Source organism: Pseudonocardia humida, from assembly GCF_023898865.1.
In the GTDB taxonomy this organism is placed as follows: domain Bacteria; phylum Actinomycetota; class Actinomycetes; order Mycobacteriales; family Pseudonocardiaceae; genus Pseudonocardia; species Pseudonocardia humida.
Genome location: NZ_JAGSOV010000060.1, coordinates 106,662 through 127,146, shown reverse-complemented (window position 1 = coordinate 127,146; position 20,485 = coordinate 106,662). Strand labels below are relative to the sequence as shown.

At 75.4% G+C, this 20,485-nt stretch carries 18 protein-coding genes; 7 read left to right on the top strand and 11 right to left on the bottom strand.

Annotated features, from left to right (window positions below; all coding sequences use genetic code 11):
• Positions 1-190 precede the first annotated feature (190 nt).
• Positions 191-1,003: an SAM-dependent methyltransferase gene (locus tag KDL28_RS28520; protein WP_252443496.1), complete on the bottom strand. Its 813-nt coding sequence runs from the start codon at positions 1,001-1,003 to the stop codon at positions 191-193.
• Between the two features lie 147 nt (positions 1,004-1,150).
• The gene (locus tag KDL28_RS28515) at positions 1,151-1,930 is read right to left on the bottom strand and encodes an SAM-dependent methyltransferase (protein WP_252443494.1); all 780 of its coding nucleotides are present in this window, start codon (positions 1,928-1,930) and stop codon (positions 1,151-1,153) included.
• 325 nt (positions 1,931-2,255) lie between these two features.
• Here KDL28_RS28515 and KDL28_RS28510 point away from each other — a divergent pair, with 325 nt between their 5' ends.
• From KDL28_RS28510 to KDL28_RS28485, 6 genes are read left to right on the top strand one after another with little or no spacing between them, the layout of a single operon-like run.
• Positions 2,256-2,795 carry a DUF1772 domain-containing protein gene (locus tag KDL28_RS28510; RefSeq protein ID WP_252443492.1) on the top strand — a complete coding sequence of 180 codons (540 nt, stop codon included), beginning with the start codon at positions 2,256-2,258 and terminating at the stop codon, positions 2,793-2,795.
• Positions 2,796-2,805: 10 nt separating this feature from the next.
• A complete protein-coding gene (locus KDL28_RS28505; RefSeq protein ID WP_252443490.1) occupies positions 2,806-4,161 on the top strand; it encodes a dipeptidase in 1,356 nt (451 codons plus the stop codon).
• A gap of 13 nt (positions 4,162-4,174) precedes the next feature.
• Positions 4,175-4,765, top strand: coding sequence for a PadR family transcriptional regulator (locus KDL28_RS28500; protein WP_252443488.1), 591 nt, complete (start codon positions 4,175-4,177; stop codon positions 4,763-4,765).
• A 32-nt stretch (positions 4,766-4,797) separates the two neighbouring features.
• The gene (locus KDL28_RS28495) at positions 4,798-5,796 is read left to right on the top strand and encodes an ATP-binding cassette domain-containing protein (protein WP_252443486.1); all 999 of its coding nucleotides are present in this window, start codon (positions 4,798-4,800) and stop codon (positions 5,794-5,796) included.
• Positions 5,793-6,548 carry an ABC transporter permease gene (locus KDL28_RS28490; RefSeq protein WP_252443485.1) on the top strand — a complete coding sequence of 252 codons (756 nt, stop codon included), beginning with the start codon at positions 5,793-5,795 and terminating at the stop codon, positions 6,546-6,548. Before KDL28_RS28495 ends, KDL28_RS28490 begins: the two co-directional genes overlap by 4 nt.
• A 37-nt stretch (positions 6,549-6,585) precedes the next feature.
• Positions 6,586-9,753, top strand: a complete 3,168-nt coding sequence (locus KDL28_RS28485) for an ATP-binding protein (RefSeq protein WP_252443484.1) — start codon at positions 6,586-6,588, stop codon at positions 9,751-9,753.
• Between the two features lie 3 nt (positions 9,754-9,756).
• On the opposite strand, the gene KDL28_RS28480 is transcribed toward KDL28_RS28485, so the two are convergent.
• From KDL28_RS28480 to KDL28_RS28470, 3 genes are all read right to left on the bottom strand, one after another.
• On the bottom strand, positions 9,757-10,596 hold the full coding sequence (locus KDL28_RS28480; protein WP_252443482.1) for an ABC transporter permease: 840 nt from the start codon (positions 10,594-10,596) through the stop codon (positions 9,757-9,759).
• On the bottom strand, positions 10,593-11,570 hold the full coding sequence (locus tag KDL28_RS28475; protein WP_252443480.1) for an ATP-binding cassette domain-containing protein: 978 nt from the start codon (positions 11,568-11,570) through the stop codon (positions 10,593-10,595). Before KDL28_RS28475 ends, KDL28_RS28480 begins: the two co-directional genes overlap by 4 nt.
• Before the next feature lie 197 nt (positions 11,571-11,767).
• Entirely contained in the window at positions 11,768-12,370 is a 603-nt protein-coding gene (locus KDL28_RS28470) for a TetR/AcrR family transcriptional regulator (RefSeq protein ID WP_252443478.1), read from the bottom strand.
• Positions 12,371-12,456: 86 nt separating this feature from the next.
• Between KDL28_RS28470 and KDL28_RS28465 the strand changes: the two genes are divergently transcribed.
• The gene (locus tag KDL28_RS28465) at positions 12,457-12,897 is read left to right on the top strand and encodes a nuclear transport factor 2 family protein (RefSeq protein WP_252443476.1); all 441 of its coding nucleotides are present in this window, start codon (positions 12,457-12,459) and stop codon (positions 12,895-12,897) included.
• 62 nt (positions 12,898-12,959) lie between these two features.
• On the opposite strand, the gene KDL28_RS28460 is transcribed toward KDL28_RS28465, so the two are convergent.
• The 6 genes from KDL28_RS28460 to rsmA form a co-directional block, all read right to left on the bottom strand.
• Positions 12,960-14,480 (bottom strand): glycosyltransferase family 39 protein, encoded by a 1,521-nt coding sequence (locus tag KDL28_RS28460; protein WP_252443474.1) that lies wholly within the window; start codon positions 14,478-14,480, stop codon positions 12,960-12,962.
• 97 nt (positions 14,481-14,577) lie between these two features.
• Positions 14,578-16,374: an ABC-F family ATP-binding cassette domain-containing protein gene (locus KDL28_RS28455; protein ID WP_252443472.1), complete on the bottom strand. Its 1,797-nt coding sequence runs from the start codon at positions 16,372-16,374 to the stop codon at positions 14,578-14,580.
• A complete protein-coding gene (locus KDL28_RS28450; protein WP_252443470.1) occupies positions 16,374-17,336 on the bottom strand; it encodes a 4-(cytidine 5'-diphospho)-2-C-methyl-D-erythritol kinase in 963 nt (320 codons plus the stop codon). The genes KDL28_RS28455 and KDL28_RS28450 overlap by 1 nt, the downstream gene beginning before the upstream one ends.
• A gap of 25 nt (positions 17,337-17,361) precedes the next feature.
• Positions 17,362-18,885, bottom strand: a complete 1,524-nt coding sequence (locus tag KDL28_RS28445; RefSeq protein ID WP_252443468.1) for a DHA2 family efflux MFS transporter permease subunit — start codon at positions 18,883-18,885, stop codon at positions 17,362-17,364.
• Entirely contained in the window at positions 18,867-19,439 is a 573-nt protein-coding gene (locus tag KDL28_RS28440; protein ID WP_252443466.1) for a PadR family transcriptional regulator, read from the bottom strand. Before KDL28_RS28440 ends, KDL28_RS28445 begins: the two co-directional genes overlap by 19 nt.
• Positions 19,440-19,539: 100 nt before the next feature.
• Positions 19,540-20,409 (bottom strand): 16S rRNA (adenine(1518)-N(6)/adenine(1519)-N(6))-dimethyltransferase RsmA, encoded by an 870-nt coding sequence (gene rsmA, locus KDL28_RS28435; RefSeq protein WP_252443464.1) that lies wholly within the window; start codon positions 20,407-20,409, stop codon positions 19,540-19,542.
• Positions 20,410-20,485: the final 76 nt, after the last annotated feature.

The window sequence follows — 20,485 nt, the reverse complement described above, 5'->3', positions numbered from 1 at the left end:
GCAATCCAGCTTTCACCATATCGCACGGGTCCCGCGGCACGTCACCTCATACGCCTGAGCATGACTGCCGCTTTCCTGGCATGCTACTGTCCCCTTCACCTTTCGGATCCAGGTGAGCCATCAGACCAAGGACCTCCTCCCGAGTCCTTCCCGTCTATAACGGGGATATAATGAAGCGCCTCGTGGCGCATCACGGCTTGCGGGCGACCCCGCCCCAGAAGTGCGCGCGCCGCTCGTCGCCGCGCGGGCCGGCGCCCAGCTCCGGGCGCCACCCCGCGATCGGCACGACCCCCGGTCCGACCAGCTCCAGCCCCGCGAAGAACGCCTCGACCTCCGCGCGGGAGCGGGTGATGTAGGTGAGCCCGCCGCGGCGGGCCACGGCCACCGCCGCCGCCGAGGCCTCCGGGTCGAAGTCGGCGGTCGGGTGGCTGATGGTGAGGTGGCTGCCCGGCGGGAGGGCCGCCAGCAGCGTGCGCACGATGTGGTGGGCGACCTCGTCGGGGAAGTACATCAGCACCGAGACCAGCATCAGCCCGACCGGCCGGTGCAGGTCGAGGGTCCGGTGCAGCACCGGATCGCCCAGGATCGCCCCGGGCTCGCGGGCGTCGGCGAGCAGGAACGCGCTGGCCCCGTCGTGGGTGCCGGTCAGCAGGGCCCGCGAGTGCGCGGCCACCACCGGGTCGTTGTCGACGTAGAGCACCCGCGCGGCCGGGGCCAGCTCCTGCACGACCTCGTGGGTGTTGCGGGCGGTCGGGATGCCCGAGCCGACGTCGAGGAACTGGTCGATCCCGCGCTCGGAGACCAGCACCCGCAGCGTGCGCTGCAGGAAGTCGCGGTTGGCCCGGGCCATCATCGGGATGCCGGGCACCGCGGTCATCATGGCCTCGGCGACCTCGCGGTCGGCGGCGAAGTTGTCCTTGCCGCCCAGCCAGTAGTCGTACACCCGGGCCGGGTGGGCCCGGGTGTGGTCCACCCCCGGGCGCCGGTCGATCGGATCGTCCACGGAAGTCCCTGCGGTCGTGCTGAGCAGTGCGTGCGGCGTCCGCGGCCATCCCCCGACCCGCCGGACCGAACCTAGGGCAGGAGACGGCGACGCAGGGTGATCGCCGTCCACCGGTGGGCGGCGCGCGCCGTGCGGTGCGCCGAGCGGTCAGCGGCGCCGGGCCATGCCCGCCCAGTAGTAGACGCCGTGCGGGTCGGGCGGAGCGGTCCCGCCGTCGGGTCGCCAGGCCAGCAGGGGCACGACCCCCGGTTCGACCGGGTCGGTCCCGGCGAAGAAGGCCTCGACCTCGGCGCGCGTGCGGGTGATGTAGGTGAGCCCGCTGCGCCGGGCCGCGGCCACCGCCTGGGCCACGACCGCCGGGTCGAAGTCGGCCGTGGGGTGGCTGACGGTGAGGAAGCTGCCCGGCGGGAGGGCCGCCAGCAGGGTGTCGACGATGCGGTGCGCCGTGTCGTCCGGGAAGTACATCAGCACCGACACGACCATCAGGGCGACCGGTTCGGCGCGGTCGAGCAGCTCGGCGACGGCGGGCGCGGCCAGCACGGCGGCCGGGTCGGTGGCGTCGGCGTGGACGAAGGCGGTGCGCCCGGCCTCGGCCCCGGTCAGCAGGGCGCGCGAGTGCGCGGCGACCACGGGGTCGTCGTCGACGTAGACGACCCGGGCGCCCGGGTCGGCCGCCTGGGCGATCTCGTGCACGTTGCGGGAGGTCGGGATGCCCGAACCGATGTCGAGGAAGTGCCGCACGCCGTGCGTCCGCACCAGGTGCCGGACGGCCCGACCGAGGAAGTCGCGGTTGGCCCTGGTCATCGCGGGCAGCCCGGGCAGGCGGGCGATCATGGCGTCGCCCGCGTCGCGGTCGGCGGCGAAGTTGTCCTTGCCGCCGAGCAGGTAGTCGTAGACGCGGGCCGGGTGGGGGCGGGCGGTGTCCACGCCCGGGACGCCGGGGCGCGGGCGGTGCGGGGCGGAGCCCGTCGTCAACCAGTGCACACGCGTCCCCCGGGTCGTGGCCCGCGTCCGATCGCACCCGTCGGGTGCCCGAGGGCCGACATTCACGCTGCGTGCCAGCGTGATCACGCAGACGCACGATACCCTCACCGCCGCCCGATCGGGTGACGACCGCCCGCGCCGTCACCGGGTCGTCACCCCGGGCCGCCCGGAGGCGTGCCGGGGCGGCGACGGCGTACGTCGAGGAGCGACACCGGACGCGAGCGCAGGCCGACGACGGCCGCCGGGCGCGCCCCTAGCGTCGGTCGGCATGCGAGCCAACCTCTCCAGCCTGACCGCTGTGCTGCTCACCGTGCTCACCGCGGCCGCGACGATCTCCTTCGGCGGGATCCTCGCCGAGACCGCGATGCTGTACCCGAACATCTTCCGCGATCCACCGGCGTCACTGGTGCAGGCCCGGGAGTTCATGGTGGCCGGCAGCCCGTCGGACTTCTTCCCGCCGCTCGGGCTCAGCGTCATCGCGACCGCGGCCGCATCGGTGCTGCTGACCTGGCGCGTACCGCGCGTGCGGTGGCTGCTGGTCGTCGCCCTCGCGGTGTACGTGTGCTGCGAGTTCCTGTTCTCGGCCTGGTTCTTCTGGCCGCGCAACGAGATCATGTTCGTCGACCCGGTCGGCACCCACTCCGACGAGTACCTGCGCGCCGTCGCCGCGGAGTTCAACGCCGCGCACTGGGTGCGCGTGATCGGCGGCGGGGTGACCGCCGCGCTGGCCGCCACCGGCGCCCTGACCTGGTACCGGCGCTCGGTGGAGGCCCGCGCGGACCGGGCCGCGGCCGCCGGCGCCGCGTAGCATCGCCGCCGTGCCGGATCTGCGTGACACCCTGCCCGCCGCGGTCGACGCGGCCCTGCCCGCCGCCCGCGCCGACCTGGAGACCCTGGTCCGGATCCCCAGCATCTGGGCCGATCCGGACCACGCCGAGGACACCCGCCGCAGCGCCGAGGCCATCGCCGGGCTGGCCCGGGCGGCCGGCGCGGCGGACGTGCGGGTGCTGTCGGTCGAGGACGGCGCGCCCGCGGTCGTGGCCAGCTGGCCCGCGCCGGAGGGCGCGCCGACGATCCTGCTCTACGCCCACCACGACGTGCAGCCCACCGGTGGCGACGAGCACTGGACGAGCCCGCCGTTCGAGCCCACCGAGCGCGGGGGGCGGCTCTACGGCCGCGGCGCCGCCGACGACAAGGCCGGCGTGCTGACCCACCTGACGGTGCTGCGCGCCTACCAGGCCGTCCAGGGCGGGCCGCCGATCGGGGTGACGCTGTTCATCGAGGGCGAGGAGGAGTCCGGCTCCCCCACGCTGACGGCCTTCCTGGCCGAGCACCGCGACCTGCTGGCCTGCGACGCCATCGTGATCGCCGACTCGGCCAACCCCGCCGTCGACGTCCCGGCGCTGACCACCAGCCTGCGCGGACTGGTCGACCTGACCATCGAGGTCGCGATGCTGGAGCGCCCGGTGCACTCGGGCGTCTACGGCGGCCCGGTCGGCGACGCGCTCACCGCGCTCTGCCGCACCCTGGCCAGCCTGCACGACGAGCTGGGCGAGGTCGCCGTTGGCGGGCTGGCCCAGGGCACGTCGGCCGCGCCGGACTTCGACGAAGCCACCTTCCGCTCCGACGTCGGCCTGCTCGACGGCGTGGAGCTGATCGGCACCGGCACCATCCCGGAGCGGTCGTGGCAGAAGCCGGCGGTGGCCGTGCTGGGCATCGACGCGCCGCGCGTCGACGAGGTGTCCAACGTGCTGCTGCCCCGGGCCCGGGCCGCGGTGAGCCTGCGGCTGGCGCCGGGCGACGACACCCGGAAGGCCCAGGACGCCCTGGCCGAGCACCTCAAGGCGCACGTGCCGTGGGGCGCCAAGGTGACGATCACCCCCGGCCACGGGATCGCCGAGCCGTTCAGCCTGGACGCCGCCGGGTCGGTGTACGACATGGCCCGGCGCGCCTTCGCCGACGCCTACGGCAACGACGTGGTGGAGGTCGGGGTCGGCGGCTCGATCCCGTTCATCGCCGAGTTCGCCCGCACGTTCCCGGGGGCCGCGGTGCTGGTCACCGGCGTGGGCGACCCGGCGAGCCGGTGGCACGGCATCGACGAGAGCGTGCACCTGGGCATGTTCCGCACCGCCGTGCTGGCCGAGGCGTACCTGCTGGCCGAGCTGGCCGGCTGAGCCGGGTCCGCGCGTGTCCGCCGTCCGGATGCTGGTGCTCGGGGTCGTCCGCGACCTCGGGCAGGCCCACGGCTACCAGGTGCGACGCGAGCTGATGAGCTGGCGGGCCGACGCCTGGGCGAACGTCGCCCCGGCGTCGATCTACCAGGCACTGCGCACGCTGACCAAGCGCGGCCTGGTCAGCGAGGTCGGCACCGAGTCCGGCGGCGGCCCGGAGCGCACGGTCTACCGGCTCACCCCCGACGGCGAGACCGAGTTCTGGCACCTGGTGCGCTCGGCGGTCAGCGATCCGCACGACACCCTCGACGAGCTGAGCGCGGCGTTCGGCTTCCTGCACCTGCTGCCGAGGGCGGAGGTCGCCACCCTGCTCGACTACCGGGTGCGGGCACTGTGGGCGCAGCTGGTCCGGGTCGACCCACCCGTCGAGCCGGGCGCCGACCGTCCGGTCGTGGGGCCCGACGCGGCCAAGCCCGCGCAGGTGGGGGCGCTGATGCAGCTGGCGGCGAGCCGGCTGCGGGCGGAGATCGACTGGTCCCTCGACCTGGCCGGGCGCATCCGCGACGGGACGTTCGTGCTCGACGGAGGAGTCACTAGTAAAGCTTGACTAGTTGCCCCGCAGGGGCCAGGGTGACCCGCGTGATGACCGCACGCGGGCTCGCCCGCACCTTCCGCGCCCGCCGGGGCCGCACCGTCGAGGAGGTCACGGCCGTCGCCGGGGTCGACATCGACGTGGCCGCCGGCGAGCTGGTCGGCTTCCTCGGCCCCAACGGCGCAGGCAAGACCACCACCCTGCGCATGCTCACCACGCTGCTCGCCCCGACCGCGGGCACCGCCACCGTGGCCGGCCACGACCTGCGCACCGACCCGGCGGGCGTGCGCCGCCGCATCGGCTACGTCGGGCAGAGCGGCGGCGCCGGCCCGGACTGCCGGGTCCGCGACGAGCTGGAGCTGCAGGCCCGGCTGTACGGGCTGAGCGCGGCCGAGGCCGCGGGCCGGGCCGCGGACCTGCTCGGTTCGTTCGACCTCGGCGAGGCGGGCTCCCGGGTCGTGCAGACCCTCTCCGGCGGCCAGCGCCGCCGCCTGGACATCGCCATGGGCCTGGTGCACCGGCCCCCGCTGCTCTTCCTCGACGAGCCCTCCACCGGTCTGGACCCGCAGAGCCGGGCCAACCTCTGGGAGCACATCAGCAGGCTGCACGCCGAGCACGGCACCACCCTGTTCCTGACCACCCACTACCTCGACGAGGCCGACGCGCTGTGCGACCGGATCCTGGTCATCGACCGCGGCCGCATCGTCGCCGCGGGCACGCCGGACGAGCTCAAGCGCCGCGTCTCCGGCGACCTGGTCGTCGTCGGCGCCGACTCGCCGGAGGTCGTGGCCCGACTGGCCACCGACCTGCCCGGCGAGCAGCCCGCCGTCGACGGCTCGACCGTGCGGTTCCGCACGCCCGACGGCGCCGGCGTGCTGCCCGCGCTGCTGCGCGGGATGGACGCCGCCGGCGTGGCCGCGCTGTCGGTGGAGGTCCGCCGGCCCAGCCTCGACGACGTCTTCCTCACCCTGACCGGGCGCACCCTGCGCGACGCCGAGGCGGACGTCCCCGATCCCGCCGCCGCGCCGGTCGGAGCGGCCCGATGACCACCACCTGGTTGATCTTCCGGCGGTCGCTGCGCCAGTCGCTGCGCAACCCGGCGTGGGTGCTCATCGGCGTCTTCCAGCCGCTGATCTACCTGGCGCTGTTCGGGCCGCTGCTCATCCCCGTCGTGCAGAACACCCCGGGCTTCCCGCCGGGCGACGCCTGGCAGGTGTTCGTGCCCGCGCTGGTCGTGCAGCAGGTCGTCTTCGGCACGCTGTTCGTCGGCTTCGGCCTGATCAGCGAGTACCGCGCCGGGGTGATCGACCGGATGCGGGTCACCCCGGCCAGCCGCAGCGCGCTGCTGCTCGGGCGCTCGCTCAAGGACGTCGTGGTGCTCGTCCTGCAGTCGGTGCTGCTGGTGCTGATCTCGCTGCCGTTCGGCCTGCGGGCCCCGCTGGGCGGGGTGCTGCTGGCGCTGGTGCTGATCGCCGTGGCCGGGCTGGCCATGTCCGCGGCCTCCTACGCGCTGGCGCTGCGGCTCAAGAGCGAGGAGGCGCTCGGGCCGGTGTTCAACACCTTCGGCCTGCCGCTGCTGCTGCTCTCGGGGGTGCTGCTGCCGATGTCGGTGGCCCCGGACTGGCTCTACGCCATCTCCCGGGCCAACCCCTTCGTGCACATCGTCGACGCGGAGCGCGCGCTGTTCCGCGGCGACCTGGGCGACCCGTCGGTGCTGATCGGGGCGGGCGTCACCGCCGCGCTCGTCGTGCTCTGCCTGACCTGGGGGATCCGGACGTTCCACCGCGAATCGGCCTGAGCCCTCGCGCTCCGCGCACCGGGGGCACACTGGGCCCGTGCACGTCGGGCTGCTGGGGACGGTCGAGGTGCGGCGCGGAGCCGATCCGCTGCCGCTGCCCGGCCTGCGGCTGCGCGGGCTGCTGGCCCGGCTCGCGCTCGACGCCGACCGGCCCGTCCCCTCCTCCGTGCTCGTCGACGACCTGTGGGGCGGGGCCGCCCCGGACGGTGCCGGCAACGCGCTGCAGGCGCTGGTGTCCCGGCTGCGGCGGGTGATCGGCGCCGACCTGGTCGGCACCGAGGCCGGTGGCTACCGGCTGCGCGTCCCGCCGGACGCCGTCGACGCCGGCCGCTTCGAGCGGCTGACCGCCGAGGCCGAGACCGCGGGCGCCGGGCCCGCGCGCGACCTGCTCGGCCAGGCGCTGGCGCTCTGGCGCGGCCCGGCCCTGGCCGACCTGGCCGACCTGCCCTTCACCGCCACCGCCGCCACCCGCCTCGGCGAGCGGCGGGCCCGCGCCGTGGAGGGCAGGGCCCGGCTGGCGCTGCGCCTGGGCGACCCGGAGCCCGAGCTCGACGCGCTGACCGCCCAGCTCGACGAGCTGCCGCTGCGCGAGCAGACCGCGGTGCTGCTGGCCCGCTGCCTGCACGCCGCCGACCGGCAGGCCGACGCGCTGGCCGCGCTCGACCGCACCGCCGCCCGGCTGGCCGACGAGCTGGGCGTCGACCCCGGCCCGGAGCTGGCCGCGGCCCGGCTCGACGTGCTGCGCGCGCCTGCGCCCGCGGCTGCCCGTCCCACCCGCCCGGCGCCGTCGCCGCTGCAGGCGCCCGCGCCGAGCGTCGGCGCGGTCGCGCTGACCAGCTTCATCGGCCGCGGCACCGACCTCGACCGCGTCCACGCGCTGCTCGCCGGCTCCCGGCTCGTCACGCTGACCGGGCCGGGGGGCGCGGGCAAGACCCGCCTCGCCCGCGAGGCCGTGCAGTCCGGACCGGTGCCCGGCCCGACGACCCGGGTCGTCGTCGCCGAGCTGGCCGCGCTCACCACCGCCGACCAGCTCCCGGCGGCGCTGCTCTCGGCGGCGGGGCGCGCGGCGCTCGTGCGCGTGCAGGAGGAGGGCGCGCCCGACACGCTGGACCGTCTGCTCAGCGCCCTGGGCGGGGCCGACGCCGTGCTCGTCCTGGACAACTGCGAGCACCTGGTGGACGGCGTCGCCCGGCTCACCGCGACGCTGCTGGAGTCCTGCCCGCGGCTGCGGGTGCTGGCCACCAGCCGCGAGCCGCTCGGCGTGCCCGGCGAGGTGCTGCACCCGGTCGACGCCCTGGCTCCGGACGCCGCGGTCCAGCTGTTCGCCGAGCGCGGGGCCGCGGTCCGGCCCGGCTTCCGGCTCACCCCCGACGTGCGCGCGGCGGCCGCCGAGATCTGCCGCCGCCTCGACGGCCAACCGCTGCCGATCGAGCTGGCCGCGGCCCGGCTGCGCACGTTGAACCCGGCCGAGATCGCCGCCCGCCTCGGCGACCGGTTCCGGCTGCTCACCTCGGGCGCGCGCACGGCGCTGCCCCGCCATCAGACGCTGCGCGCGGTGGTCGACTGGAGCTGGGACCTGCTGGGCGAGCCGGAGCGGGCGGTCGCCCGGCGGTTGTCGGTCTTCGCCGGCGGCGCCACCGCCCGCGACGCCGAGGCCGTCTGCGCCGCGCCCGGCGGCCTGTCGCCCGACGACGTCTTCGACCTGCTCGCCTCGCTGGTCGACAAGTCGATGGTGGTCGCCGTGACCGGGGCGGGCCCGACGCGCTACCGGATGCTGGAGACCATCCGCGAGTACGCGGGCGAGCGCCTCGACGAGGCCGGTGAGCGGACCGCGACCGAGGCCACCCACGCCCGGCTGTTCCTGGAGCGCGCGGAGGCGGCCGAGCCGCACCTGCGCGGCGCCGAGCAGCTGGGCTGGTTGGCCCGGCTCAACGACGACGCCGAGGAGATCGACATCGCGCTGCGCCGGGCCGTCGGCGCGGGCGACTCGGCCACCGCGCACCGGTTGGTGGCCGCGATGGCCTGGTCGTGGATGATCCGCGGGCTGTCCCAGGACACGACCCACTGGGTCCACGCGGTGCACGCCATGACCGGCCCGGCGCCGCTCACCGCCCGCGCCCTGACCGCGGCGTACAGCGCCTTGACCCACCTGGGCGACGAGGACGCGGCCGCGGTGCCCGGTCTGGTCGAGGAGGCGGTGCGCCTCGGCGAGCGGGTCGAGCCGCCCCGCCACCCCGTGCTCGACCTGGTGGAGCCCGGCCGGCTGCTGTTCACCGAGCACGACGACAGCGCCGCACTGGCACTGGCCCGGGAGACGACCGACCCGTGGATCCGGGCCACCGCGCTGACCATGGTCGGGGTCTGGGCGGCCAACGACGGCCGGGTCGGTCGGCAGCGCGAGCTGATCCGCGAGGCGCACGCCCTGTTCGCGCGCGTCGGCGACCGGTTCGGTCTCGGCCTCACGGTCAACGAGCTGGGCGAGCTGGAGGACCTGGCCGGCCACCACGACGCCGCCGCCCGCGCCTACGACGAGGCCGTCGCCCTGGCCACCGAGCTGCGCAACGACGAGGACCTGCCGCAGTTCATGGGGCGGCGGGCGCTGCTGGAGGCCCGCCGCGGCAACCTCGACGCCGCCCGCGCCGGACTGGCCGGGGCGATCGAGCTGGCCGGTCCGGAGGGGCCGCTGAGCGGCATGCTGGGACTCTTCCTGGCCCAGGTCGAGCGGCTCGCCGGCGACCTGGGCGCGGCCCGGCGCGAACTCGACCGGGCGAGCGGGAGGGTCAGGGCCATCGGTGTCGGCGCACCCCAGCGGCGGGCCTCGTTCGCGCTGTCGTGGGCGGCGGTCGAGCTGGCCGCAGGCGACCTGCCCACCGCCCGCGAGCACCTGGGCGAAGCGGTGCGCTGCGCCGTCGAGGGCCAGGACTCCCCGGTCAGCGCGAGCGTCGCCGAGGTGGCGGCGCGGCTGGCCCTCGACGAGGGCGACCCGGAACGGGCCGCCACCCTGCTCGGCGTGGCCGCCGGCCAGCGCGGCGAACCCGACCTGGGCAGCCCCGAGGTGGCGGCCCTGGACGCGGCAGCGCGCCGCGCGCTCGGCGACACCGCCGCCGAGCGCGCGTACGAGGCCGGGCGGACGATGCCGCGGGAGGCCGGGATGGCGTACCTGGCCGCCGCGGTGGCGGTCCCCGAGCCCGGCCTCATCGCCTAGGCCTCAGGTGCGCCGCTGGTAGAGCACGACCGCCAGCGGCATGAACACCGCGGTGATGACGGCCGCGGCGAGCAGCCCGGCCGTGGCCGGCGCGGCCACCGGGCCCCCGGTGAGCAGCCCGCGCGCCGCGTCCGCGACCTTCGAGACCGGGTTGACCTCGACGAACCCCCGCAGCCACCCGGGCATGGTGTCGGCCGGGACGAACACGTTGCTGCCGAAGGTGATCGGCAGCATGATCAGCGCGCCGATGCCCTGCACGGAGCGCGGCTCGCGGACCACCATCGCCAGCGCGGTGAAGACCCAGCACAGCGCGAAGGCCAGCGCCATCACCATGCCCAGCGCGGCCAGCACCGCCACCGGGCCACCGGAGAACCGGAACCCGAGGACCACCCCGAGCACCAGCATGATCACGCCGGAGACCAGGTAGCGCACCAGGTCGGCGCCGATCGCGCCGAGCAGCGGAGCGGTCCGCGAGATCGGCATGCTGCGGAACCGGTCGAAGATCCCGGTCTTGAGGTCGTCGGCGAGCGCGGTCCCGGTGCCCGCCGAGGCGAACACGATGGTCTGCACCAGCACGCCGGGCAGCGCGAACTGCAGGTAGGTCGAGCTGTCACCGGAGATCGCGCCGCCGAAGACGTAGACGAACAGCAGCAGGAAGATGACCGGCTGCAGGGTGACGTCGATCAGCGCCTCGGTCGAGCCGACCGTCTTGACCAGGCCGCGCCAGGCCAGCGTGCCGCCGTGGCGCAGGGCGGAGGGCAGCCGCCACCGCGGCGGCGCCGCACCGGGCGTCCCCCCGGCGGTCGTCGTGCCGGTCGTGGACTTCTGGGTGGTGGTGGTCATGCCGCCGCCTCCGGCTGCTCGGTCCCGGCGCCGTCGCTGTCCGCGCGGTGCCCGGTGAGGGTCAGGAACACGTCGTCGAGGCTGGGCAGCCGCAGGCCGAGCTCGGCGACGACGACGCCGGCCTCGTCGAGGCGGGCGCCGACGCGGTACAGCAGGGCGGGGTCGGCCGCGGTCACGACCAGCTCGCCGCCGGAACCGACGATCTGCTCGGCGCTCGGGGCCAGCTCCGCGACCAGCGCCGTGACCAGCGGGAGGTCGGCGCGGTCGAGCGGGCGCACGTGCAGCCGGGTGCCGCCGACCTCGCTCTTGAGCGAGGCGGGCGTGCCGGCGGCGATGACCCGGCCGCGGTCGAGGACCACCAGGTCGTCGGCGAGCTGGTCGGCCTCCTCCAGGTACTGGGTGGTCAGCAGCACGGTCACGCCGTCGGCGGCGAGCTCGCGCACGCTGTCCCACACCTCGTTGCGGTGGCGCGGGTCCAGGCCGGTGGTCGGCTCGTCGAGGAACAGCACGTCCGGGCGGCCGATCAGGCTGGCCGCCAGGTCGAGCCGGCGGCGCATGCCGCCGGAGTAGGTGCGCACGCGGCGCCCGGCGGCCTCGGTGAGCTCGAAGCGGTCGAGCAGCTCGGAGGCGCGCCGGCGCGCCTCCGATCTGGGCAGGTCGAGCAGCCTGCCCACGAGCAGCAGGTTGTTGGTGCCGGTAAGAGCCTCGTCGACGGCGGCGTATTGGCCGGTCAGCCCGATGCGGCTGCGCACCGCCCGCGGGTCGGTGAGGACGTCGTGGCCCAGCACGCTGGCGCGGCCGGCGTCCGGGCGCAGCAGCGTGGCGAGGATGCGGACGGTGGTGGTCTTGCCCGAGCCGTTGGGGCCGAGCAGGCCGAGCACCTGGCCCCGCCGGGCGGCGAGGTCGATGCCGGCCAGGGCCGCGGTCGACCCGAAGGTCTTGCGCAGCCCGCTGACGTCGATGACGGTGTCCATGGCGCCCAGCGTGCGCCGGGCCGCTGACACCAGCCTGACATCACCCTGACGTCAATCCGATCGAGCTGACGTCACCCCGGACGCGGCGGACGGACGGGCCGACCGGCCCGGCATCGCCGTGGACGGCGGCGGGCCGGTCGGGCGTCGGTGCGGGCTCCCCAGGGGGTCCCCCGACCCCGACCCGCACGACCGCGACGCTACGGGGCGCGGCCGCCGGGCGTATCGGTCGAAAGATTGATCCTCTGCGGGGCCGGCGGCCGGAGCCCGTCGCGCAGGACGACGGCGATCCGGTCGAGCACGGTCGGGTCGGGGGACTCGCCCGCAGCCTGCAGCATGCCCTTGAGCAGGGCCAGCAGGTCGCTCGCCCGGATCTCCGCGCGCACCGCCCCCACCTCCTGGGCGCGCCGCACGAGCACGGTGAGCACGGCGAACAGCTCCTCGCGGGCGGGGGCGAGCCCGTCCATGCCGACCGCGGTGAACGCCTCGGGGAGGTCGCGCTTGGCGGCCGCCTCCTCGGTGAGCCGGTCGAGGAACTCGTCGAACGCGGCGGCGGGGTCGTCCGCGGCGGCGCGCGCCCTGGCGAACTCGACCAGATCGTGGAGCCGGGCGGTGGTGACCGCCTCGAACAGCGCCTCCTTGGTCGGGAAGTGCCGGTAGACGGTGCCCGGGCCGACCCCGGCCCGGGCGGCGATCTCGTCGAGGGGGACGGCGATACCGGAGGCCGCGAACAGCTCGCGGGCCGCCTCCAGGACGCGCTCCCGGTTGCGCCGGGCGTCGGCGCGCAGGGGTCGGTCGGCCATTACTACCGACCCCACTTGCTAACCGGGGCGAGCGTTCCGTATGTTCTAAGCGGGGTCACCGTTCCGATTCTACGAGGAGGACGCGCATGAGCCGCACACCGCGGGAGATCGCCGAGCTGACGCGCCGGATGGTCGAGGGTGACGAGGAGGTGGTGCTCGCCGACCTGTTCGCCGAGGACGGCGTGATGCGCTTCCCGTTCACCGCACCCGGCATGCCGGCGGAGCTCGCCGGGCGCGAGACCATCCGCGCCTTCTACGGGGCCTTGGGCGGCCAGGGCCGCCGGGCGCTCGACATCGAGGGGGTGGACCTGATCGTTCGGGAGACCGACGATCCCGAGGTCATCGTCACCGAGATCGAGCACCACGGCCGGTCGCGGGCCACCGGCGGGCCGTACCGCTTCCGCGCGCTCGGCGTGGTCCGCGTCCGGGACGGCGAGATCGTCTCCTACGACGACTACATGGACCCGGTCGCGATGGCCACGATCCTCGGCCGCACCTCCGACCTGGTCGCCGCCCTCTCCCCCTGACCCGCCCACCACCCGCCCCGCCCGCGCGGTGGGGTGAGGGCGCGTGGGGCGAGGGCCGCCGGTCAGAGGTGGCGGACGGCGGGCCAGATCTCGCTCCAGGGAGCGGTACGGCCCTCCAGCAGGAAGAGCGGGCCGCCCTGGGTGAGGTTCGCGACCCGCAGGTCGTTGTCCAGCGCCCCGACCACCGTCACCGAGGTGAAGTACGGGGCCAGCGCCGTCGGGTCGCCGAGGAACAGCACCGCCCCGGAGTCCTCCGGCGGTGTGCCGAACCAGGCGGCGCCGCGGTGGTAGCTGTAGGCGGGCAGCTGGGGCGCGTAGCGCTGGATCGCCGAGACCGTCCAGTAGTCCCCGGTGACGACCACGGCGTCGGCGGCGGCCTGCGGCGGCAGCGCCTCGTAGGCCGCGACGACGTCGGGCACGGTGTTCTCCCAGCCGATCTCGTCGCGCTGGAAGTTGCCGATCTGCAGCGGCTGGTCGGCGTGCCAGGACACCGGCTTGATCGGCAGCGGGTGCGCCACCGCGAGCACGAACACCGCGCTGAGCGCGTAGACCGGCCAGGTCGGGATCCACCGCCACCACCTCGACGCGCTGCCGCGCTCGATGGTGACCGCCGAGGCCGCCCACACCAGCGGGAACATGCCGGCGATGTAGTACGGCCGCCCGCCGGTGAGCATGAACAGCGCGGCCACGCCGAGCGCGGTGATGCCCAGGAACCGCAGGTCGGGGTCGCGCAGCAGGCGGTAGGTGCCGTGCACGGCCAGCACGAGGCCGATCAGGAAGCCGCCGGCCAGGCCCAGCGGCAGGAACCCGAGCATCCCGCCCGCGTACACGCTCTCGGCGGCGACGGCCTGGCTCATCCCCAGCTGCGGCCAGCCGTTGCCGGCCTGCCAGAGCAGCGTCGGCACGGTCGCCAGCACGGCGATCGCCCCGCCGGCCCACAGTGCCGGTCGCCGCAGCATCACCCGCGGCCCGACCACCAGCACCGCGATGATCGCGATCGCCCAGAAGCCCACGATCAGGAACTTGACCTGCAGGGCCACCGCGGTGACCGCACCCGCGGCGAGCAGCAGCCGGTCGGCGCGGGTGCGCACCCAGCGCACCGCCAGCCAGGTCACCGCGGCCCACAGCACCGGGTCGAACGTCGAGGTGGCCAGCAGGTGCCCGCCGGCCAGGAAGATCGGGGCCCCCGCGAAGGCGCCCGCGGTGATCAGCTGCGCCCGGCGCCCCCCGCCGAGCTCGCGGGCCAGCAGCGCGGCCAGCACGATCCCGGCCACCGTGGCCAGCGTGGCCGGGATCCGCAGCACCGCGACCGAGCCCGGCGCGATCGTGTCCATCAGCAGGGCCAGCAGCGGCACCAGCGGTGGCTGGTCGGCGTAGCCCCAGTCCAGGTGGTGGCCGGCGGCGACGAAGTAGAGCTCGTCGCCGAAGTAGCCGTAGCGCCCGCTGACCGCGGTCAGCAGCAGCGCGACCACGCCGGCCAGTGCGAGCACCGGCCCGCGCGCGAACGCGGGTACCGGGTCCCCGGTCAGCAGTCGTCGGTCCGTCGGTGTCGCTCGCGGTGTGGTGTCCGTCGCCCCCGTCATGCCGACGACGCTATGGCCGGGTGGGCACCGGGCGATTCGGTCGACCGGTTCGCCCCCGGTCCGTCGATCGGTTGATCCCGGCATCCACCGCGGGCGGTCAGGCCTCGGCGCGCTCGGCGGCCTCCAGCCACTCCATCTCGACGGCCTCCCGCTCGGCGACCACGGTCTTCAGCTCGCGGTCGAGCTCCATGAGGCGGGTGGGGTCGGTGGCGGCCTCGGCCAGCTTGGTGTGCAGGTCGGCCTCGCGCCTGGTCAGCGCGTCCATCCGGCGCTCGAGCCGGGACGCCTCCTTGCGCGCGGTCCGCTGGTCGGCGGCGCTCGACGTGCGCTTGGGCGCCGCCGTCGTCGGGGCCGCGGTGAGCCCGTTGACCTGGTCGCCCGCGACGGCGCGGCGGCGCAGGTACTCCTCGATGCCGCCGGGCAGGTGGGTGATCTTCCCGTCGCCGAGGAGCGCCACCACCGTGTCGCACACGCGCTCGACCAGGTAGCGGTCGTGGCTGACCACCACGAGCGTGCCTGCCCAGCCGTCGAGGAGGTCCTCCAGCCGGGCGAGCGTGTCGACGTCGAGGTCGTTGGTGGGCTCGTCGAGCAGCAGCACGTTCGGCTCGGCCATCAGCAGCCGGGTGAGCTGCAGGCGGCGCCGCTCGCCCCCGGACAGGTCGCCGACCGGCGTCCACTGGCGGGCGGCGGGGAAGCCCAGCCGCTCCAGCACCGAGGACGCGGTGAGCTCCAGCTTGCCCAGCCGGACGAACTTGGCCACCTGCTCGGTGGCCTCCAGCACCCGCATGTCGCGGGGCAGGTCGACCAGCTCCTGGCTGAGCTCGGCGAGCTGCACGGTACTGCCGCGCACCAGCCGCCCGCCGTCCAGCGGGCGCTCCCCGGTGAGCGTGCGCAGCAGCGTGGTCTTGCCCGAGCCGTTCACGCCGACGACGCCGACCCGGTCGCCCGGGCCCAGCCGCCAGGTGACGTGGTCGAGCAGGGTGCGCCCGGCGATGGTGGCGGTGGCGTCCTCCAGCTCCAGCACGGTCTTGCCGAGCCGGTTGGTGGCGAAGCCGAGCAGCTCGACGGTGTTGCGCGGGGGCGGCACGTCGGCGATCAGCGCCTCGGCCGCCTCGATCCGGAACCGGGGCTTGGACGTGCGCGCCGGCGCGCCGCGGCGCAGCCAGGCCAGCTCCTTGCGGGCCAGGTTCTGCCGGCGGGCCTCGGCGGCGTCGGCCTGGCGGGAGCGCTCGGCGCGGGCGTAGACCCAGTCGGCGTAGCCGCCGACATAGCTCTCGACCCGCCCGTTCGCGACCTCCCAGGTGCGGGTGCAGACGGCGTCGAGGAACCACCGGTCGTGCGTGACGACCACGACCGCGCACCGCCGCGACAGCAGGTGCTCGGCGAGCCAGCCGATGCCCTCGACGTCGAGGTGGTTGGTCGGCTCGTCGAGCACGACCAGGTCGGGGTCGGCGACGAGCGCGGCGGCCAGCGAGATCCGGCGCTTCTCGCCGCCGGACAGGCCCGCGACGGGACGGTCGAGGTCTTCGATGCCCAGGCCGTCGAGCACCTCGCGGACCTTCGCGTCGGCGGCCCACTCGTGCTCGGCGGCGTCCTCGTACGCGGCCAGCACGACGTCGCGGACGCGGACGCCGGCGGGCAGGGCGTCGCCCTGGACGAGGTGGGTCATCCGCAGGTCGCCGACCCGGCTGACCCGGCCGCCGTCGGGTGCCCGGACCCCGGTCACGATGTCGAGCAGGGTGGTCTTGCCGCCGCCGTTGAGCCCGACCACGCCGATCCGCTCGCCGCGCTCGACCCCCAGCGAGACCGCGTCCAGCAGCACCCGGGAGGCGTCGCCGGGCACGTGCGCGGTGACGGACTCCAGGTTGACGAGGTTGCTCCCCCGCGGCGGCATCAGGCGTGCCCCAGCGGTCGCAGGGGCGGTGGTCCGGGTGGTGGGTCGGCCGGGTCGACGACGCGGGCGCCGGGCACGGGCCCGTGCGCCACCCGGACGGTGCGGCACACCCCGAGCCCGGCCAGCTCGGTCGCCACGTCGACGGCGCGGTCGCGGTCGGCGCAGAGGAACGCGCAGGTCGGCCCGGAGCCGGAGACGAGCCCGGCCAGCGCGCCCGCGTCGACCCCGGCGCGCAGGGTGCGGCGCAGCTCGGGGGCCATGCTGACGGCGGCGGGCTGCAGGTCGTTGCCGAGGCTGAGGGCCAGCTGGCGGGGGTCGCCGCCGGCGATGGCCTCCAGCACGGGCTCGACCGGCCGGGGCTCGGCGTCCGAGCCGGAGCGGAGCCGGTCGAGCTCGCCGAAGACCTCTGGCGTGGACAGCCCGCCGCGGTGCAGCGCGATCACCCAGTGCTGGGCGTGGCGGGCCAGCACCGGGACGATCCGCTCGCCGCGGCCGGTGCCCATGGCGGTGCCCCCGTAGAGCGCGAACGCCACGTCGCTGCCCAGCTCGGCGGCCAGCTCGGAGAGCTCGTCGCGGGTGAGCTCCAGCTTCCACAGCGAGGACAGCCCGACCAGTGCGGCGGCCGCGTCGGCGCTGCCGCCTGCCATCCCGCCCGCGACGGGGATGCCCTTGCGCAGCACCACCGAGACGTCCGGGTCGCGGTCGGCGTGCTCGGCGAGCAGCAGCACCGCGCGCAGGGCGAGGTTGGTCTCGTCGGTGGGGACCTCGGCGGCCCCCTCGCCGTGCACCTCGATGCTCGGGCCCTCGCCCTCGGCCACCGAGACCTCGTCGTAGAGGCTCACGGCGTGGAAGACGGTGACCAGCTCGTGGTACCCGTCGGGACGCACCGGGCCCACCGCGAGATGTAAGTTGATCTTGGCGGGCACGCGCACGGTGACCGGGGACGGGACGGCGGCGAGCACCCGACAACAGTACGTGCGTGCCGCGTCAGGCCGCCGAGCGCACGGCCTGCGGCGCCCGCTTCGCGGCGAGGTGGCGCGGTGTGGCGAAGGCCAGCGCGGCCACCAGCCCCACGAGCAGCACCACCGCAGGCAGGACCAGCGACTGCCCCATCGCGGTGCTGAAGCCCTCGTGCAGGGCCTCCGGCAGCTGCGAGACGCCGGTCTCCGCGCTGCCCGCCCCGCCGGGCGCGGCGGGCAGCGTCGCGGTCAGCCGGGCCTGGATGAGCACGGCGATCCCGGCGCTGCCCAGCACCGCCCCGACCTGGCGGGTGGTGTTGTAGATCCCGGCCCCCGCGCCGGCGTACTCCATCGGCAGGTTGCGGGTGGCGGTGGTGGACAGCGGCGCCCAGACGAACCCGTTGGCCACGCCCAGCAGCGCGATCGGCAGCAGCAGCTCCCAGATCGGCACGCCCGGGGCCATCACCGCGCCGAGCCAGAACAGCGAGACCGCGAAGCAGAGCAGCCCGAACCCGGCCACCCAGCGCGGGTGCGCCCGGTCGGCGAGCTTGCCGACGAACGGGGCCAGCCCGCCGGACACGACTGCCATCGGGACCAGCAGCAGCGCCGACCCGGTCGGGGTCAGGCCGAGCACCCCCTGCGCGAAGAAGATCAGCGGGAACGACATCGAGGTCACCCCGAAGCCGACGGTGGCGATGGCCAGCGCGGCCAGGCTGAAGTTGCGGTCGCGGAACAGCCGCAGCGGGACCAGCGGCTCGGCCTTGTTGCGGGCCTGCCAGAGCACGAACAACCCGAGCACGACCACCCCGGCGACGATCAGCGACCAGACCGAGATCGGACCGGCGATCGTGCCCCAGTCGTAGGTCTGACCCTCCTGGATCCCGAAGACCAGCAGGAACATCCCGACCGCGCTGAGCGCCACGCCGAGCCAGTCGAAGCGCCGCACACTGGTGGGCAGCTCGGGCACCAGCCGGGCGGCGAGCACCAGGCCGAGCACGCCGACCGGCACGTTGATGAAGAAGATCCACTCCCAGCCGAACCCGTCGACCAGCACGCCGCCCAGGATCGGCCCGACGAGCGTCGCGACGCCCGCGGTGGCCCCCCACAGGCTCATCGCCTGGCCGCGCGAGTTCGCCGGGAACGTCCGGGTGATCACGGCCATGGTCTGCGGGGTCATCAGCGCCGCGCCCAGTCCCTGCACCACACGAGCGGTGACCAGCCAACCGATGCCGTCGGTCAGCCCGCACCACAGCGAGGCCAGGGTGAAGACCGCCAGCCCGGTCAGGTAGACCTTGCGCGGGCCGAAGCGGTCGCCCAGCCTGCCGGTGATCAGCAGCGGCACGGCGTAGGCCAGCAGGTAGGCGCTGGTCACCCAGACGACGCCGTCGACGTCGGTGCCCAGGTCGGCCATGATCGCCGGCGTGGCCACCGACACGATCGTCGTGTCGACGAGGATCATGAAGAACCCCAGCACCAGCGCCCACAGCGCGGGCCACGGGCTGCGTTCGGGGGGCGCCTGCGCGGCGGTCGGGTTCACGGCCTGCTCGGCCATTCCAGCTCCTTGTTCTCGATGCGTGCGACCAGCTCGCGCAGCCACTCCAGCTCGGCGGCGGTCATGTCGACCACGAAGTGGTGGTCGAGGAGGTAGGCCTCCTCGACGCCCTCGGCCGCGGCGGCGTCCAGCGACGGACGTCTCTCGTCCACCCGGGCCTGCAGCGCGGCGATCCGCATCGTCAGCAGCTCCAGCACCTCGGCCCGTGGGAGGTTGTGCGCCTCGCCGAGGGCGACGGGGAAGCTCGGGTACTCGTTCACCGGCTGCGCCAGCAGTCCCCGCACCCGCTCCTGCATCAGCCGGACGCCCTTCGGCGTGATCCGGTAGGTGGTCCGCTCCGGGCGGCCGCCCTCCCGGTCGGTGCCCACGGCCTCGATCAGCTCGGCGTCGGCCATCCGGGCCATCGCGTGGTACAGCGTGCCCGGCTTGACCTTGACGACCTCGTGCTCGTACCGGTCGATCATCAGCCGGTACATCTCGTACGGGTGCATCGGCCGCTCGACGAGCATCGCCAGCGCGCTCATCGCCAGCGGGGTCAACGCCGAGGCGGGCACCCGATCACCTCCGCGTGGGTTGTTCCACGCGGAATAATAGGCCCGGACGAGCCCGGGCCGCCACGGGACGGCCGTCACGCCCGGACCGACCGACCCGTCGTCAGCTGGTGGCGCTGCCCACGCGCGCGGCCGCGAGCCGGGCGAAGTCGTCGATGCCCAGGGTCTCCGCGCGGGCCAGCGGGGAGATCCCCGCTGCGACGAGCGCCTCCTCGGCCGCCGCAGGCGAGCCCGCCCACCCGCCCAGCGCCGAGCGCAGCGCCTTGCGGCGCTGCGCGAACGCGGCGTCGACCAGGGCGAAGACGTCCTTGCGGTCGCCTGCGGGCGGCTCGTGGCGGTCGAACGCCAGCAGCCCGGAGTCGACGTTGGGCACCGGCCAGAACACGGTGCGGGGCACCGGCCCCGCCCGGCGCGCGGCGGCGAACCAGGCCAGCTTGGCGCTCGGCACCCCGTACGCCCGGCTCCCCGGGCCCGCCGCCAGCCGCTCGGCCACCTCGGCCTGCACCATGACCAGCCCTCGCCGGATCCCCGGCAGCTCGGTGAGCAGGTGCAGCACGACGGGCACCCCGACGTTGTAGGGCAGGTTGGCCACCAGCGCGGTCGGCGCGGGGCTGCCCAGGTCGGCCGCCCGGACGCGCAGGGCGTCGGCGGTGTGGACGGTGAGCCGCCCGGCCAGCTCGGGCGCCCGCTGGGCCGCGGTGGCGGGCAGCCGGGCGGCCAGCACGGGGTCGATCTCCACGGCGTGCACCGCCGCGACGGCGGGCAGCAGACCCAGCGTCAACGACCCGAGCCCGGGCCCCACCTCGACGACCACGTCGTCGGGCGCGAGCTCGGCGGCCCGCACGATCCGGCGCACGGTGTTGGGGTCGTGCACGAAGTTCTGCCCGAGCCGCTTGGTCGGCCGCACCCCCAGCTCCCCGGCGAGCGCCCGCACCTCGGCCGGCCCCAACAACCGCGCCTCGTGATCGGTCACCGGCCAAGCGTGCCCCCTCCGCCACCACCCCCGCCCACCGCCCCACCCCCGCCCCCAGACCCCGGCTTCCTGACGT

Coding starts and splice junctions, on each gene's coding strand:
- KDL28_RS28510 (WP_252443492.1), top strand. CDS start 2,256: ATGCGAGCCAACCTCTCCAGCCTGACCGCTGTGCTGCTCACCGTGCTC.
- KDL28_RS28490 (WP_252443485.1), top strand. CDS start 5,793: ATGACCACCACCTGGTTGATCTTCCGGCGGTCGCTGCGCCAGTCGCTG.
- KDL28_RS28480 (WP_252443482.1), bottom strand. CDS start 10,596: ATGACCACCACCACCCAGAAGTCCACGACCGGCACGACGACCGCCGGG.
- KDL28_RS28475 (WP_252443480.1), bottom strand. CDS start 11,570: ATGGACACCGTCATCGACGTCAGCGGGCTGCGCAAGACCTTCGGGTCG.
- KDL28_RS28470 (WP_252443478.1), bottom strand. CDS start 12,370: ATGGCCGACCGACCCCTGCGCGCCGACGCCCGGCGCAACCGGGAGCGC.
- KDL28_RS28465 (WP_252443476.1), top strand. CDS start 12,457: ATGAGCCGCACACCGCGGGAGATCGCCGAGCTGACGCGCCGGATGGTC.
- KDL28_RS28460 (WP_252443474.1), bottom strand. CDS start 14,480: ATGACGGGGGCGACGGACACCACACCGCGAGCGACACCGACGGACCGA.
- KDL28_RS28455 (WP_252443472.1), bottom strand. CDS start 16,374: ATGCCGCCGCGGGGGAGCAACCTCGTCAACCTGGAGTCCGTCACCGCG.
- KDL28_RS28445 (WP_252443468.1), bottom strand. CDS start 18,885: ATGGCCGAGCAGGCCGTGAACCCGACCGCCGCGCAGGCGCCCCCCGAA.